General features: G+C 70.6%; 13 protein-coding genes. 7 read left to right on the top strand and 6 right to left on the bottom strand.

Annotated features, from left to right (window positions below):
* Positions 1-21: 21 nt before the first annotated feature.
* The 3 genes from OIC96_RS04690 to OIC96_RS04680 all read left to right on the top strand — a co-directional run bounded on the left by OIC96_RS04690 (position 22) and on the right by OIC96_RS04680 (position 5,485).
* Positions 22-2,352: a GH92 family glycosyl hydrolase gene (locus tag OIC96_RS04690; protein ID WP_330309143.1), complete on the top strand. Its 2,331-nt coding sequence runs from the start codon at positions 22-24 to the stop codon at positions 2,350-2,352.
* 177 nt (positions 2,353-2,529) lie between these two features.
* Positions 2,530-3,858, top strand: coding sequence for a wax ester/triacylglycerol synthase family O-acyltransferase (locus tag OIC96_RS04685; protein ID WP_330309144.1), 1,329 nt, complete (start codon positions 2,530-2,532; stop codon positions 3,856-3,858).
* 112 nt (positions 3,859-3,970) lie between these two features.
* On the top strand, positions 3,971-5,485 hold the full coding sequence (locus OIC96_RS04680) for an SDR family NAD(P)-dependent oxidoreductase (protein WP_330309145.1): 1,515 nt from the start codon (positions 3,971-3,973) through the stop codon (positions 5,483-5,485).
* A gap of 12 nt (positions 5,486-5,497) precedes the next feature.
* Here the strand turns inward: OIC96_RS04680 and OIC96_RS04675 are convergent, their stop codons facing one another.
* From OIC96_RS04675 to OIC96_RS04660, 4 genes are all read right to left on the bottom strand, one after another.
* Positions 5,498-7,087, bottom strand: coding sequence for a serine hydrolase (locus OIC96_RS04675; protein ID WP_330309146.1), 1,590 nt, complete (start codon positions 7,085-7,087; stop codon positions 5,498-5,500).
* Between the two features lie 20 nt (positions 7,088-7,107).
* Complete coding sequence (locus OIC96_RS04670; protein ID WP_330309147.1) at positions 7,108-7,947, bottom strand: SDR family oxidoreductase; 840 nt, start codon at positions 7,945-7,947, stop codon at positions 7,108-7,110.
* A 25-nt stretch (positions 7,948-7,972) separates the two neighbouring features.
* Positions 7,973-8,593: an HD domain-containing protein gene (locus OIC96_RS04665; RefSeq protein ID WP_330309148.1), complete on the bottom strand. Its 621-nt coding sequence runs from the start codon at positions 8,591-8,593 to the stop codon at positions 7,973-7,975.
* A gap of 105 nt (positions 8,594-8,698) precedes the next feature.
* Positions 8,699-9,871 carry a permease gene (locus tag OIC96_RS04660; protein ID WP_330309149.1) on the bottom strand — a complete coding sequence of 391 codons (1,173 nt, stop codon included), beginning with the start codon at positions 9,869-9,871 and terminating at the stop codon, positions 8,699-8,701.
* 422 nt (positions 9,872-10,293) lie between these two features.
* Between OIC96_RS04660 and OIC96_RS04655 the strand changes: the two genes are divergently transcribed.
* The 3 genes from OIC96_RS04655 to OIC96_RS04645 are packed head-to-tail and all read left to right on the top strand — an operon-like array spanning position 10,294 to position 11,476.
* Positions 10,294-10,467 (top strand): hypothetical protein, encoded by a 174-nt coding sequence (locus tag OIC96_RS04655; protein WP_330309150.1) that lies wholly within the window; start codon positions 10,294-10,296, stop codon positions 10,465-10,467.
* Between the two features lie 59 nt (positions 10,468-10,526).
* A complete protein-coding gene (locus OIC96_RS04650) occupies positions 10,527-11,009 on the top strand; it encodes a GNAT family N-acetyltransferase (protein WP_330309151.1) in 483 nt (160 codons plus the stop codon).
* 11 nt (positions 11,010-11,020) lie between these two features.
* The gene (locus OIC96_RS04645) at positions 11,021-11,476 is read left to right on the top strand and encodes a hypothetical protein (protein WP_330309152.1); all 456 of its coding nucleotides are present in this window, start codon (positions 11,021-11,023) and stop codon (positions 11,474-11,476) included.
* Here the strand turns inward: OIC96_RS04645 and OIC96_RS04640 are convergent, their stop codons facing one another.
* Entirely contained in the window at positions 11,477-12,835 is a 1,359-nt protein-coding gene (locus OIC96_RS04640) for an amidase (RefSeq protein ID WP_330309153.1), read from the bottom strand. It lies immediately after the preceding gene.
* Positions 12,836-13,081: 246 nt separating this feature from the next.
* On the opposite strand from OIC96_RS04640, the gene OIC96_RS04635 reads away from it, so the two are divergent.
* Complete coding sequence (locus OIC96_RS04635; protein ID WP_330309154.1) at positions 13,082-15,439, top strand: alpha-L-fucosidase; 2,358 nt, start codon at positions 13,082-13,084, stop codon at positions 15,437-15,439.
* 107 nt (positions 15,440-15,546) lie between these two features.
* Here the strand turns inward: OIC96_RS04635 and OIC96_RS04630 are convergent, their stop codons facing one another.
* Positions 15,547-16,590: a LacI family DNA-binding transcriptional regulator gene (locus OIC96_RS04630; RefSeq protein WP_330309155.1), complete on the bottom strand. Its 1,044-nt coding sequence runs from the start codon at positions 16,588-16,590 to the stop codon at positions 15,547-15,549.
* Between the last annotated feature and the right edge of the window lie 82 nt (positions 16,591-16,672).

The raw sequence follows: 16,672 nt of genomic DNA, 5'->3' as shown, positions 1-16,672 counted from the left end.
CGATCCATCGGAGGCTCCCGCATGAGATGGACCCGGCGCCTGCGCCTGTGCGCGGCCGGGCTGGTGACGGCGTCCGCACTGTTCGCCCCGCCCCCCGCCCAGGCCGCCGAGCCGCGCGACGGTCAACTCACCGATCTGGTGAACCCGTTCATCGGCACACAGAACGAGGGCAACACCTATCCCGGCGCCGCGGTGCCCTTCGGGATGGTGCAGTTCTCGCCGGACACCGGCCACTACACCGGCTACGACTACTCCCAGAACCACATCCGCGGCTTCTCCCTCGTCCATCTGTCAGGCGTCGGCTGCGCCATCGGTGGCGACCTGCCCGTGCTGCCGACGACGGGTGACGTCATCGGTACGGACTACGCCAAGTACCAGGCCGAGTTCAGCCATGACACCGAGAAGGCGAGCCCCGGCTCCTACAAGGTCGGCCTGAAGACCGGCATCGTCGCCGAGCTGACGGCCACCGCGCGCACCGGGGTGCAGCGCTACACCTTCCCGGCCACGGACAAGGCCAACGTGCTGCTCAACGCCGGGCAGTCGCTGCACAGGGCGGTCTCCGCCAAGGTCGAGATCCTCGACGACCGGACCGTGCGGACGACGATCACGGGCAGCGGCTTCTGCCGGGCGACCAAGCCGTACACCGTGTACACCATCACCCGCTTCGACCGGCCGTTCATGACCTCGGGAACCTGGAACGGCGACACCGTCACCGAGGGCTCCAAGGAGTCGGTGAGCACGGGACGGGGCGGCGCCTTCGTCCGTTTCGACACGACGAAGGACCGTACCGTCGAGGCGACCACGGCGCTCTCGTACGTGGACGCCGCCGGCGCGGCCGTCAACCTGCGCTCCGAGGGCGGCCGTTCGTTCGACGCCGTCCGCGACGAGGCCCGCCGCGCGTGGGAGGACCGGCTCGACGACGTACGCGTCCAGGGCGGCGGCGACACCTTGCGCCGGACGTTCTACTCGTCGCTCTACCGGTCCTTCCTCGCGCCCAACATCGGCAGCGACGCCGACGGCCGCTACACCGGCTGGGACCTGAAGGTCCACCGCGCGGAAGGCTTCACGTACTACCAGAACTGGTCACTGTGGGACACCTACCGCACCCAGTGCCAGCTGCTCGCCCTGCTCGCGCCGCGCGAGTCCCGGGACATGGCGATCTCCGTCATCCGGATCGACGAGGAGAGCGGCTGGCTGCCCAAGTGGGGCTACGCCACGGTCGAGACGAACATCATGACCGGCGACCCGGTCACCCCGTTCCTCACCAACGCCTACCAGCAGGGCCTGCTGAAGGGGTACGAGGCCCGGGCCTACCGCGCGCTGAAGAAGAACGCCGACGGGATGCCGCCCGCCGATTCCCCGGCGGTGGGCCGCGATGCCAACGCCGAGTACATCGGACACGGTTACGCGCCCTACATCAAGGGCCGCCCGAACCTGAAGCCCGGCCACTCGGACTTCGGCCACGGCGCCTCCGCGACCCTGGAGTACGCCCTGTCGGACGGCGTGCTGGGTGAGATGGCGCGGGACCTGGGCCACGACGCGGATGCCGCACGCTATCTGGCGCGCTCCCGGAACTACCGCAACCTCTACGACAGTTCGACCGGATTCTTCCGCGCCCGGGACGCCTCCGGCGCCTTCACCGGACCGGCGGACCCGGCCGAGAGCGAGGGCTTCCACGAGGGCACGGCCTGGCAGTACCAGTGGCTCGTGCCGCAGGACCTGCCGGGCATGGTCGGCCTGATCGGCGGCCGGCGGACGGCCAACGACCGGCTCGACTCGTTCTTCGCGTACGAGCAGCTGCTCAAGGACCCGGCGAAGACCGCCCGCGAGGTGTGGGTGAACGGCCCGTACGACTTCTACAACGCGGACAAGTACAACCCGCAGAACGAACCCGACCTCATCGCCCCGTACACCTATCTGTCGACCGGCCAGCCGTGGAAGACGACCGATGTGGTGCATGCCGCGTTGACCCTGTTCACCGACACGCCGACCGGGATGACCGGCAACGACGACCTGGGCACGATGTCCGCCTGGAATGTGCTCTCGTCCATTGGGATCTTTCCGGTGCAGCCCGGTGACGACACCTGGGGCCTGTCGACGCCCGTCTTCGAGCGCGTCGACCTCACGCTCGACCGGGGCTACTACCCGCACGGCGCTCTGACCGTGACGGCGCCGGGCACCTCGGGCGGCGACCGGTACATCCAGTCGGTCCGGGCCGACGGATCCCCGTACGCTCGTACGTATCTGACGACCGAGGCGCTACGACGTCTGCGCTCGCTGTCCTTCACCGTCGGCCCCGAGCCGTCCGACTGGGGGACATCCGCCGAGGCCGCGCCGCCCGCCCTGAAATGACCGCAGACGGGTTAACGCGCACCTCGGGCACCACCTGAGACCCTTGGGCCCCGCCCCTTCCGCGAGGGGCGGGACTTAATCTGCTGTTAACTATGCGTAGCTTGATCGTACTTGACCGTAATCGCCAGTCGGCGATTGACTGCTTTCTCACCCGTTTGTCGACGCGAGAGCAAGCCTTTGACTCCTGATCTCCTCGCTCCACTCGACCTGGCCTTCTGGAACATCGAGTCCGCCCAGCACCCCATGCACCTGGGCGCCCTCGGCGTCTTCGAGGCCCACTCGCCCACCGCGGGCGCGCACGCCGCCGACCTGCTCGCGGCCCGTGCGGCCGCCGTTCCCGGGCTGCGTATGCGGATCCGTGACGTGTGGCAGCCACTCGACCCGTTGGCCTTCGGGAGCGCGGCCCGCGAGCCCGCGCCCGACTTCGAGCCGCTCGACCACGTACGGCTGCACGCGCCGACCGCGGACTTCCACACGGTCGCGGGCCGGCTGATGGAGCGCCCGCTCGAGCGCGGCCGGCCGCCGTGGGAGGCGCATGTGCTGCCCGGCGAGGACGGCGTGTCGTTCGCCGTGCTCTTCAAGTTCCACCACGCGCTCGCCGACGGGCTGCGGGCACTGATGCTCGCCGCCGCCATCATGGACCCGATGGACATGCCGGAGCCCCGCCCGCGCCCCGCCGAGCCGCCCCGGGGGCTCTTCCCGGACGTCCGCAAGCTTCCGGGCCTGGTCCGCGGCACCCTCTCCGACGTGGGCCGCGCCCTCGACATCGGCACCTCCGTCGCCCGCGCGACCCTGGGCGTACGGTCCACGCCCGCCCTGACCTCGCAGCCCACCGGCACCCGGCGTACCGCGGGCGTGGCCCTCGACCTCGACGAGGTGCACCGCGTCCGCAAGACCGTCGGCGGCACCGTCAACGACGTCCTGATCGCCGTCGTCGCGGGCGCCCTGCGCCGCTGGCTCGACGAACGCGGCGACGGCAGCGCCGGGGTCACCCCCCGTGCCCTGATCCCCGTCTCCAGGCGCCGCCCGCGCACCGCGCATCCCCAGGGCAACCGGCTCTCCGGCTATCTGATACACCTCCCGGTCGACGACCCGGACCCGCTGGGACGGCTGCGTACGGTGCGTACGGCGATGGACCGCAACAAGGACGCGGGGCCCCACCGCGGAGCGGGCGCCGTCGCGCTGCTCGCCGACCACGTACCGCCGCTCGGGCACCGGCTCGGCGGGCCCGTCGTCGGTCAGGCGGCCCGGCTGCTGTTCGACATCCTCGTCACCAGCGTGCCGCTGCCCAGCCTCGGCCTGAAGCTCGGCGGCTGCCCGCTCGCCGAGGTCTATCCGTTCGCCCCGCTGGCCCGCGGGCAGGCGCTGGCGGTGGCCGTCTCGACGTACCGCGGACGCGTCCACTACGGCCTTGTCGCCGACGCGGAGGCCGTGCCGGACCTCGATCTGCTGGCCCGTGCGCTGTCCGAGGAGGTCGAGACGCTGATCATCGCCTGTGGTTCCTGAGGGCCGTTGATCATCTCGGGTTTGGTGCCGCGAACGATTGGTCCGTAAAATTCCGCCTTCGAAAGCGAGCGCGGTTCGAACGCGGCGCACAACCCGAGGAACGGCAACGGCGATGACGGTGACAGAGGACAGCCAGGCGACCCCCGCCGTGGACACGGCAGAGGTCGCGGAGGCCTCGTACGGCCCCGGCATCGACCCGGAGCGGCTGGCGGTCTGCCTCGGCGTGCTCGACGAACTCGAGAAGATCGACGTCGACCACCCCGACGCCATCGCCGTGCGCCGCGCCACCGCGGGCGTCTACCGCATGGTCAAGCAGCGCCGTCGCCAGGAGCGCCGGGCCGCCAAGACCGCCCACGACAGGGCGGTCACGGAGTCCACGGCGACCGGCTCCGCCCAGCGCATCGACGACGAGACCGAGGGCATCCTTCCGTCGTCGGTGACCGAGGAGGGGCAGATCGCGGGGATACTCCAGCGCCCGCGCTCCTGCTACACCTGCAAGACGCGGTACGTCGAGGTCGACTACTTCTACCACCAGCTCTGCCAGGACTGCGCCGCCCTGAACCGCTCTCGCCGCGACGCCCGCGCCGACCTCACCGGCAAGCGCGCGCTGCTCACCGGCGGCCGCGCCAAGATCGGCATGTACATCGCGCTGCGGCTGCTGCGCGACGGTGCGCACACCACGATCACCACGCGGTTCCCCAAGGACGCCATCCGCCGTTTCAAGGCCATGGACGACTCGGCGGACTGGATCCACCGTCTGGAGATCGTCGGCACCGACCTGCGCGACCCGGCCCAGGTCGTGGCCCTGGCCGACCGGATCGCCGAGCAGGGTCCGCTCGACATCCTGATCAACAACGCGACACAGACGGTGCGCCGCCTGCCCTCCGCGTACGCCGCGCTGGTCGAGGGCGAGAGCGCCCCGCTGCCGGCCGGTGAGCTGCCCGCCCACCACGTCATCGGCGCCTTCAACTCCGGCGCGGTCGACGGCCTCGCCGCGCTGCCCCTCGGGACCAGCGGCCTCGACGCACAGAAGGTCGCCGAGCTCGCCCTGGTCGCGGGTAACGCCAGCGTCGCCCGGCACCTCGACGGCACCGCCATCGACGCGGGCGGCCTCGTCCCCGACGTCGTCGACACCAACACCTGGGTGCAGACCATCGAGCAGATCTCCCCGGTGGAGCTCCTCGAGACCCAGCTGTGCAACTACACGGCGCCGTTCATCCTGATCAGCAATCTGCGGTCGCTGATGGCCGCGGCCGCGAAGCAGGCGACGAGCGGACGCGCGTACGTCGTGAACGTCTCGGCGATGGAAGGCGTGTTCGGCCGCGGCTACAAGGGCGCGGGGCACCCGAACACGAACGCCGCGAAGGCTGCCATGAACATGGTGACGCGGACCAGCGGCCAGGAGATGTTCCAGACCGACGGCATCCTGATGACCTCGGTGGACACCGGTTGGATCACCGACGAGCGCCCGCACTACGACAAGCTGCGCCTGGCCGACGAGGGCTTCCACGCCCCCCTCGACCTCGTCGACGGCGCGGCCCGCGTGTACGACCCGATCGTGCGTGGCGAGCAGGGCGAGGACCTGTACGGCGTCTTCCTGAAGGACTACGCGCCCGGCAAGTGGTAACCCCGGAGGGTCTCATGGCCGGGTGAAGGTGCCCAGGCCGTCCTGGTCCCAGGCCTCGACGGTCACCTCGGTCGCCCGCCCGCCGCCCTTGAACGTGACGCCGGACAGTCCGGTCGCGTTCTCGCCGACCGTCTCGAAGCTGAACGTGTCGCCGTCGTAGTGGGTGAGCCGGAACCTCATCGGCTTCGGGCCCAGGCTCATGGTGAGTCCGCCCTGGTCGGTTGTGACGGTGAGCGGGCCGTAGAAGTCGTTGGCGTACGTGCCCGTGTACGCGCTGTCGGGCCGGGCGGCGGCAGCGTTCTGCGGGGGCTTGGCGTAGTCGGTGGGGGAGCGGCCCGCCCGTTCCTGCTGCTGGTACACCTGGTCGACCAGGCTGAGCCAGTCGGCCGTGGGCTTGCCGTACTGGGCGGTGTCGAAGAAGTTCAGCGCGATCGAGTCGGCGAGCCCCACCGGTGCTCCGTTGGTGAGGACGACGATGCCGAGCTGTTCGCCGGGCAGCATCGTCACATTGGTGTTCGCGCCGAGATCGAAGGCGCCGGAGTGGTTGAGGCGCAGTCGGCCCTGGTCGTCGTAGCCGACGTTCCAGCCGAGGCCGTAGAACCCGGCGCGGCCCGCCGGGGCACGCGGGGGCTGGGCCACGATCTCGGGCAGATGGGTGCGCTCCAGCGGGTCGGCGGGGATGATCTGCTTGCCGTCGAGCTTCCCGTTCGCGAGCTGCAGACGCAGCCAGGTGCCCATGTCGCGGGCCGTGGAGCTCGCGCCGCCGGCGGGCGACTGGGCGTCGGCGTCACGGACGTACTTCGCCTGCCAGGTGCCGTCCGCGCTCTGCACATGGTTGACGGCCCTGTCCTTGGCCCGGTCGTAGTCGGCGAAGCGGGAACTGGTGGCGTTCATGCCGGCGGGGCCGTACAGCGTGTCCTCGGCCAGCTTCTCCCACGTCGTGTCCTTGACGTTCGCGGCCGCCTGGCCCGCGGCCGTGACCCCGTAGTTCGTGTACGCGTAGCTCGCGCGGAACGGGCTCAGCGGCTCGTGGCGCAGATGGTCCAGGATGTACGTCCGGTCGTATCCGAGGTCCTCCAGCAGGTCACCGGCGTGGTCGGGCAGACCGCTGCGGTGCGAGAAGAGGTCGGCGTACGTCACATGCCTGGTGACCCAGGGATCCTTGAGCGCGAAGCCGGGCAGCTGCCCTGCCACGGGGTCGTCCCAGCCGATGGCCTTGCCGCCGACGACACCGGCGACCACGGTCGAGGCCAGTGGCTTGGACAGGGAGGCCAGCTCGAAGACCGTGTCCGGGTCGACGGCGGCGGACTGCCCCACCTTCCGCTCGCCGAAGCCCTTCAGGTAGAGGACGCGGTCCTTGTAGACCACGACGACCGCCACGCCGGGCACGCCGGTCTTCTTCATGCCGTCCTGGACGATCCCGTCGAGCTTGCCCACCGCGTCGTCCACCTTCGACTGGGTGAGCTGGGGCGGAGGCTGGGGCGGCGGAGCCGCGGCCGACGCGGATCCGGGGGCGGCGTAGCCCGCCGAGAGCAGGGAGGCCACCGCGGCTGCCGTCAGCGCCGTTCGTCCGTGGTGTCTCGCCCGTCGCCGAACACCCATGGTCACCATTCAACGCGCGGTCACGGTCGTTGTCCTGCCGAGTCGGCGGGCCCCTGGACACCGGGCGTCCGCGTCCGCAGGCGCTCCTGGACGGTGGGGCCGGTGGCGGCGGTGTACGCGGCCCTGACCCGCGTCCCTCCGTCGACCAGGAGGTCGGCGCCGGTGATCCACTCGGCCGCGTCCGATGCCAGCCACAGCACCGCCCGGGCGATGTCCTCGGGCCGCCCGATGCGACCCAGCGGGAGTCCGGCACCCAGCTCGTCCTCGCCGTCCTCCCACACGAAACGGGCCATCTCGGTGCGGACGAGGCCGGGGGAGACGGAGTTGACCCGCACCTTGGGGGCCAGTTCGCCCGCGAGCTGCTGGGTCAGATGCAGCAGGGCGGCCTTGCTGGTGCCGTACGCGCCCACGTGGGGGCCGACATGCCCGGCGCCCTCCGTGCAGATGTTGACGACCGCCCCGCCGTGCTCGCCCATCCAGGCCCGCCAGACGTACTGCACCAGCCGCAGCGGTGCCTCGACGTTGACCGTGAACGCCTCGCGCCAGCGGTCCGGTTCGGCGTCCATGAGGGGGCCGTACGGCTGATTGGTCGCCGCGTTGTTCACCACGACGTCGATGCGCCCGAACTCCCGCAGCGCGAGCTCGGTCAGCTCCCACAGATGTGCGGGGTCGGCGACCGAGCCGGCGAGCCCGATGCCCCCGACCCGCTCGGCGGCCCGGGCCACCCCGTCCGGGTCCCGGGCGGTCACGCACACCCGCGCTCCCGCGTCCGCGAGCGCCTGGGCGACGGCGAGACCGATCCCGCGCGAGGCCCCGGTGACGATGGCGGCCCTGCCCTCGATCCCGTACGGCGACATCATCCGCGTACGGTCTCATGACGGGCCGTCAGTCAACAGCCCCCGGCAGTGAGCGCTGCCGGCCGACAGTCCCCGGCCATCGGTGCCGCCGGTCGACGGCCCCCAGCCGTGAGTGCCGCGCCGCCACCAGCTCCAGGACCGTACGCCAGTCCTCCATGACCCCGGCGTCCAGCCCGACGACCTTGCCCGCGTCGTCGGCCTGCCGCAGGGTCACCGCGTCCTCGGCGAGCGGATCGCGCTCGAACGCCGCCGCCTCCCACGGTGTCATGGCGCCGCCCTGCACGGTCAGGGTCAGCGCGCTCTGCGGGGACAGTCCACGGCCCGGCGACGTGGTGGCCAGATAGCGCTTCGCCGCCACGTGCAGTCGTACGAGACGGGAGACCCGCTCACCGAGCAGGGGCCGTACGGCGTCGGCCGCGCAGTCGGCGTGACCGGCGTCGTCACCCGGCCTGAGCAGATGGCCGATGTCGTGCACCAGGCCCGCCACCTGGAGTTCCTTGTCGCTGGGATGGCCGCGGCGCAGCAGCGCGGCGGTCTGCAGGGCGTGATCGTGCAGATCGACCGGGTCGCCACCGCGATCTGGGGTGTCCCAGGCGCCCCGGCAGGCGTGCAGCAGATCCATCAGCTCCTCGACGCTGCGCAGCTCCATGCGTCAGTCCTCCCGAGTCCTCGCGCGGGAAAAGCCGTTGCCGGGGGTCAGCAGATCATGACTGCCTTGCGAATCGGCCAACGGGACCTGAACTGCGTGCCGTGTTCAGTGATGGCCGGGATGGCCGTGATGGCCCGGATGGTCCGCTTCCGGTGCCCCGCCCATCATCCGCAGCATGGCCACTCCTCCCGTCCGCACGAACCGCCACACCAAGGTGGCCGCGAGCAGCAGGAAGACGATGTTCAACCAGGTCGTGTAGTTCCAGGAGACGCCCTCCATGGGGATCTCCGCGTCGGCCTGGTCGGGGATGAGCCCGAGGCCGCCGAAGACGAACTCCACGACGTATCCGGCGAGCACCATCGCCGTATAGAAGGTGACGAGCAGGAAGCCGGTCATGCGTGGCCCGTAGTACTTCCGGTAGATGTTCAGGATCGGCAGGATCAGCAGGTCGGCGAAGATGAACGCGACGACGCCGCCGAAGCTGATGCCGCCCTTCCAGAGGACCACGGCGAGCGGCACGTTCCCGATGGAACACACGAACGAGGCGATCGCCACCAGCGGTCCGACGAGCGGGCCGATCACCTTCGCGGCGAGCGGATGCCCGTCCAGGAAGAGGGAGCTCCAGAACGCGTCGGGCACCCAGGCCGCGATCGCGCCGGCGATCAGCAGACCGATCACCAGGTCGCGCAGGATCGCCGCCCACTCCATGACGAAGACATGCGAGACCGAGGTGAAACCGTCGCCCGACAACAGTCGCCGTGCGAATGACCCTTCGCCCTGGACCGACATGTCCATCGCCGCATGCCCCTCCATGGACCCGGCGATCCCGCGGTCCGCCTGCTCCCGGGCCTGCCGCAGCAGCCGCTCGCGCAGGAAGCGCCGGAAGAGCACGGCCAGCAGCACGATCATGACGGGTCCGCCGACGAATTCCGCGAGTGTGAACTGCCAGCCCATCAACAGGGCCAGGATCACTCCGAGTTCGACCACCAGATTGGTCGAGGCGATCTCGAACGCCATCGCCGCCGTGAAGTTCGCGCCTTGGCGGAACAGCGACCGCGCGAGGGCGACGGCCGCGTAGGAGCAGGAGGAGGAGGCCGCTCCGAGCCCGGCGGCGAGCGTGAGTGTCCGTGGCCGGTCGTCGCCGAGCAGCCGTACGACCGTCGCCCGGCGCACCACCGCCTGGACGATGGCGGACAGACCGAAGCCGAGGATCAGCGCCCAGGTGATCTCCCAGGTCATCGAGCCCGTGAGGGACAGTGCGTGGAGGATCGCGTCCATGGGTTCGACTCTCTCCCGATCGGTGGAATCAGACATGACCCGTGGCCGGTTCAGTGACCCTGCTCACCGTCGGTATTGAGCCGAATGGGTGGTGTCGAAGAGGGCATCATGTTTCAAATCACCGCAGATCGGGGCCTGATGGGCGCCCGGTGACTTGAGACAGTAACTTCTTGTTTTCAGCCCCATCGAGCGGGCGGCCGCTCATTTGGTTAACCTGTACCGGACGGGCAGCCTTTCTGGGTTCCACCCACACCCATGGTCCGTCCCGGGACAAGCCGGTCACCACGGCCTGCTCTCATACGAGTTACCGGCGCCACCGCGTCCCTAACTGCCTTCCACTCAGACCCGAGCGGGCGTCAGGCGACCGGCAGTAGACCGGTCCTGTACGTCCCGAGGGTGACCCGACACATAAGGAGTGCGCGGTGACACCGGAGAAGACGAATCGCGATAAGCGCCCCAAGGAACGCACGGAGCGCGCGAGCCGTGGGCCCGAGAAGCTCGGCAGCCTGGAGGTGTGGGCCAGGTCCGCGCCGATCCGCCTCGCGGGGTACGAGGACGACCTCGCCGAGCCCCACATCCTGCCCAGCGTCGACTGACCGGCCCCGGCAGGACCCATCGCGATCGATGACGGCATGGGCGTGTCAGACTCACGCCCATGCTCATCAGAGAAGCCGCGGCCGACGACTGGCCGCGGATCTGGCCTTTCTGGCACCGGATCGTCGCCGCCCGCGAGACCTACGCCTGGGACCCGGACACCTCCGAGGAAGCCGCTCGCGCCCTGTGGATGGCTCCGGGCAAGCGGGTGTACGTCGCCGAGGACGACACCGGAGCCGTCGTCGGCTCGGCCTTCGTCACCCCCAACTACGGCGGTCCCGCCGCCCGGATCGCCAACGCCGGATTCATGGTCGACCCGGAGCGGTCCGGACGTGGCATCGGCCGCGCCCTCGCCGAACACATCCTCGCCGCGGCGAAGGCCGACGGCTACCGAGGCATGGTGTTCAACGCCGTCGTGGAGACCAACCCGGCCGTCAAGCTGTGGACTTCGCTCGGTTTCACGATCCTGGGCACCGTGCCGGACGCGTACGAGCACGCACGGCACGGGCTGGTGGGGCTGCACATCATGTACCGGGCGCTGTAGGGAGAGTGCCGATGCGACTGGCGCGGGGAGCGACCGGGTTCTGGGGCGGGCGTGATGTGCCGCTCGCACCGGCGGACAGGGCGTCGTTCAGAAGTGCCTGCTTCGAGGCCGCGCGGGAAATCGGGGCTCGCGTCGACGAGCTGTCCTTCGCCGGAGTCTCCAGCTTCCACGCGGTCACGATCGCCGGACGTGGGGCCTCGCTCGTCGTCCTGTGCCACGATCACCTGCCCGTTGTCGCCTTCACCGGCACTCCGCCGGTCCCCGGCCGGCCGGTGGCACGTTTCGTCGACCCGCCGGCCTGGGCTGGATGCTTCGGGACTGTCGGATATCGGGTCCTGCACGCTCGTGATCTGAGCGCGCCGATGACCGAGGTGGACCTGAGCGAGCTGGCGATGGCGGAGCTCGCCCAGGTCCGCCACTGGCGCCCCGAGGCAGTGGGAGACCTGCTGTTCAACTGGTGGGACTGATCAGCTGCCGGCCACGACCTGGTCGAGGGGAGCCGTCCGCCGCCATGGCCGCAGCTCCTCCAGCTGTCCCGCCACATCGAGGAGAGCCGACTCGGAGCCGGGACGGCCGACGAGCTGTACGGCGCAGGGGGCACCGCTCGGCAGCGTCCCGAACGGCACCGACATCGCGGGCCAGCCGGTCAGGTTCCACGGCGGAGTCAGCGGCGAGTAGTTCGTGTTGGCCATCAGATTGCGCAGCCAGCCCCGCTCGTGCCAGGCCGCGGCGGCGGGACCGCGCCGGGCGAGCGCCGGCGTGAGCAGTACGTCGTACTCCTCGAAGAACGGCTCCAGACGCTTGCGCAGCTGCTCACGGCGCTCGCCCTCGCGGACGCCGGCCACGAAGCGGCGGCCGACGGCGGCGTGCACGCGGGTACGCCGGGCGAGCCGGCGCGGGTCGAGCTCCTCCGCGTCGACCGCGGTGCCCGCCGTCCAGTGCGCGAGCGAGGTCGTGCTCAGCCACAGCGGGTACGGCGGGTCGGCGGGACGCACCTGGTGGCCCGCCCCGGCCAGCAGCCCGGCCGCCTCCCGGGCCGCGGTCGTATACGGTCGGCCGACGCTCACACCGGCCAGGGGGCTGCGCACCGAGACGGCGATCTTCCGGGTGACGGGCTCCGAGGGGCGGAGCACCTCGGTGTCCGCGAGGAGGGAGAACATCAGCCGCGCGTCCTCGACCGTGGTCGCCAGCGGACCGTTCTCCGACATGCCGAACCAGTCGCCGTGACCGATCCCGGCGGGCACCACGCCGTGGCCCGGCTTCAGGGTGACAAGGCCGCAGTTGGCGGCCGGGATGCGCAGCGAGCCCATCCCGTCGTTGCCGAGCGCGACCGGCACCATCCCGGCGGCGACCGCGGCCGCGCTGCCGCCCGACGAACCGCCCGCCGTGCGGGAGAGGTCCCACGGGTTGCGGGCGGTGCCGTGCACGCCCTCCGTGGTGCCGAAGATGCAGAGCTCGGGCACGTTCGTCAGACCCACGACCACGGCGCCCGCCGCGCGCAGCCGGGCCACGGTCACATGGTCGTGGTCGGCGGGCGTGTCCGGGGTCGCGGCGGAGCCGTTGCGGTTCGACTCGCCGCGCACCGGGAGGTTGTCCTTGACCGCCAAGGGCACGCCCGCGAGGGGGAGTTCGCCCAGATCCCTCGTGGCCAGCTCGTCGGCCTCCGCGAGGGCCGCCGCCGCCCGAACGGTGCGGAAGGCGCCGACGCGGCCGTCGAGCCGCTCGATCCGTGCGAGGTGTTCGGCCACCACTTCGCGGGGGGTGACCCGCTTCTCGCGTACGGCTGCGGCGATCTCGACGGCGGTCCGGCCGACCCAGCTGGTCACGGGCGCTCCTTGTCGTACTGGTGAGTAGTGCGAGGAGCACTCTGCCCGGGGGCGGGGTGCCGCGTCGAGGGCTGCCGCGCCCGGATATGCGGTCCGAGGCTCCTGGACTTTCGTGCGGGGGCCGTCCGGTGTCTCCACGCTGCGAGAGATCATCCGATCACTGACTCAACTTCTCTGACTGCATGCCCCATTGACAGCTTTTGGTGGTCGCTCGATCATCAGACATCCGATGAATGGGAGCCGCTCATGAGCATGCATCCAAGACGTCAGGTACTGGGAGCCGCGGCCGGAGTCGCCGTCGCGGCCACTCTTCCCCTCGCCGCCACGGCCGAAGCGCGGGCCGTGGGCGAGGTGCCCTCCGCAGGCGGGCAGGAGGGCCAGTGGGTGCCCGTCCCCGACCCGGTACCCGTACCGCTCGACACCTACGTCGACAACGACGGCATCGACACCGCCGCGGCACGCGGCGGGAACTTCGACGGTTCCGGCTACACGTTCCCGGGCGAGGAACTCCCCGCGGGACGCGTGGAGGTCGACGGGACCGCGTTCCAGTTCCTCTCCTCCGGCGCGGGCGCCAAGAACAACGTGGTGGCGATGGGCCAGCGCATCGACCTGCCCAAGGGCCGTTATCTGTCGGCCCTGTTCCTCACCGCGGGCAGCTACGGCAACGCTTCCGGCAAGGCCACCGTCCACTACGCCGACGGCTCGACGACCACCGCCGGGCTGGGCGGCTCGGACTGGTACGCGGCGGGCGGCTCACTGTCGGCCGCGTACCGCTACAAACCGGACGGCACCAAGGACGAGCATCGCGTCGGCATCGGCACGGCCGAGGTCTGGATCGATCCACAGCGGGACGCGGTGGCCCTGACCCTGCCGACCACCAACCCCGCCGAGGCCAACAAGGCGTCCCTGCACATCTTCGCCCTGTCCCTCCAGCCGGCCGCCCAGGGACGGGCGTTGGCCCTGCGGGACGCCCACTCCACCTTCTCCCTCCTGGAGTCGAGCGGCGCCCAGAGCGTCGAGGCCACCGTCGTCAACGCGGGCACGGTCGCCGTCCTCGCCGGTGACCGTGTGTCGGTCGGCGTCGACGTGGCGGGCGCCCGCACGGTCGAGCCCGCGCGCGTGACGCGCCTCGACCCCGGTGAGCAGGCGCGCGTCCGCGTCGGCATCCGCAGCCGGGTGGGTACGGCACCCGGAACCACCCAGGTCGGCGCGGTCGTCGTCACCGGACGCGGCGAGCGAGTCACCTCCAGCAGCCGCGAGTTGACCATCGGCGTGCCCGACTACCAGCCCAACGAGGAGTCACTCTCCGGACACCAGGCCCCCTACTGGTTCCACCGCGCGAAGTTCGGCATCTTCATCCACTGGGGCGTCTACTCCGTGCCCGCGTGGTCACCCGTCGGCAAGCAGTACGCCGAGTGGTACTGGAACCACCTGCAGAGCCCGGACAACGCCGTGTACGCCTACCACCGGGAGAAGTACGGGGAGAACTTCGCCTACGACGACTTCATCCCGATGTTCACGGCGAAGAACTTCGACCCCCGGGCGTGGGTGGAGCTGTTCCGGGACGCGGGAGCCCAGTACCACGTCCTGACCTCGAAACACCATGAGGGATTCGCCCTCTGGGACACCAAGGTCGCCGACCGCAACGCCGTGAAGATGGGGCCGAAGCGCGATCTGATCCGCGAACTCTTCGACGCCTCCCGGCAGTTCACTCCGGAGCTGCACCGGGGCCTGTACTTCTCCATGCCCGAGTGGTTCAACCCCGACAACCCGTGGATGGGCCACGCCCCGCGCAATCCGTACACCCAGGAGCCGGTCCCGTACACCGGATACACCGCGGGCAAGGACTATGTGAAGGACTATCAGGCCCCGCAGATGCTGGAGCTGATCCACGGCTACGACCCGTCCGTGCTGTGGTGCGACATCGGCGGGGCGAACGACAGTGCTCGTGTCCTCGCCGAGTACTTCAACCACGGCAAGAACCGGCCGAAGCCGTACGAGGTCACCGTCAACAACCGCTCCGGCATCGGCTTCCACGACTTCACGACACCCGAGTACACGACGTACGAGAACACCGTTGTCGCCAAGTGGGAGTCCAGCCGGGGGCTCGACCCCTTCAGCTACGGCTACAACCAGGCGACGCCCGACGCCGCGTACATGACCGCCGAGGAGGTCGTCCGCAGCCTGGTCGACATCGTGTCGAAGAACGGCAACTTCCTGCTCGACATCGGCCCGCGCGCCGACGGCACCATCCCGGAGATCATGCAGACCCGGCTGCGCGAGACCGGCCGCTGGCTGCGGACCAACGGCGAGGCGATCTACGACACGACGTACTGGTCACGCATGGCCCAGCTCGGCGAGGACCTGCGGTTCACGGTCCGGCAGAACAAGGCGTTCTACATCCACTCGCTGACCGCGCCCGGCAACAAACTGACCGTCGAGGCGCCGGTGCCGATCCGCGGCGGGGACAAGGTCACCCTGCTGGGCCACGACCGTCCGCTGACCTGGACGGTGAGCAACGGTTCGCTGGTGATCGACGTACCGGAGGCGGCCCGCAAGGCCGGGCAGTACGTGTGGGTGTTCAAGGTGGAGTGGCAGGTCTGACTCCCGCGCGCGGGCCTGGTCCGACTGCCGCCGTCTCAGGGGTGGACGTCCGCACGACGTCCACCCCTCCCGCTCCACCCGAACCCCGCTTCGGCCCCGCGCCGCTGTCACGCCCCGCAGGGACCCGTGCTGTCCCGCTCGATCAACCGCGGCACCGGCACCTGCACCGTGCGCGCCGGACCGCCGTCCAGCAGCGCGGTCAGTTCCTGCGCGGCCGTGCGCCCGAACTGCACGGTGTCGCGGGAGAGGGCGGACAGCCATGGCTTGACCATGCGGCACAGTGCGGAGTCCTCCCAGGCCACCACCGAGACGTCACCCGGAACGGAGAAGCCCAGCTCCGTCGCGGCGGCGACGCCGGCGACGGCCATCACGTCGTTGTCGTAGACCAGCGCGGTCGGCGGTGTGCCGCTCTCCAGCACGCGGCGCGTGACGGCCGCCCCCTCCGCGTCCGAGTAGTCGGTCGGCACCGAACGCACCTCGGCCAGGCCCCGCCGGCGGGCCTCCGCGCGCAGGGTACGCATCCGGCGCTCGGTGTGGGCGAGCCCCGGCAGGCCCGCGATGTGCACGATCCGACGGTGGCCGAGCGCGTACAGCTCGTCCACGACCGCGGCCATGGCGCCCGCGTCGTCCGCCCAGACGACGGACAGCCCGGGATGCCGGGCGTCCGGCGCACCGCCGATGACCACGGCGGGCAGGCCCAGCTCGTCCAGGAGGTCCGGACGAGGATCGTCGACGCGCGGGTCCACGACCATCACGCCGTCCACGCGGTGCTCCGCCCACCAGCGACGGTAGACCGCGCACTCGGCGTCCACGTCCTCGACCACCTGGAAGAGCAGGCCGAGATGACGCTCCGCCAGCACTTCCTGGATGCCGGAGATCAGCTGGAGGAAGAACGAGTCCACGCCGAGCGTGTCGGCGGGGCGTGCCACGACCAGACCGACCGTGGCCGCACCTTCGCCGGACAGCTGACGCGCCGCCGTACTGGGCCGCCAGCCCAGCTGCTCGGCGACCCGGCGCACCCGGTCGCGGGTGACCTCGGAGACTCCGGGCCGGTCGTTGAGCGCGAAGGAGACCGCGCTTTCGGAGACTCCGGCGCGCCGCGCGATGTCCTTCATCGTCGGCCGGCGCGCGGGAGACCGCTTGGCTGGCACGTTGCTCACCATTCTGCTGGGGCGGAGTACTAATGCGCTTGAGTGGCTGCACTCTAAAGCGCATTAGTGATCTGTTTCAAGG

Source organism: Streptomyces sp. NBC_00775 (genome assembly GCF_036347135.1).
GTDB lineage: Bacteria > Actinomycetota > Actinomycetes > Streptomycetales > Streptomycetaceae > Streptomyces > Streptomyces lutosisoli.
Note: the sequence above shows the minus strand (reverse complement) of the source record. Positions and strands in the feature narration are given on the sequence as shown.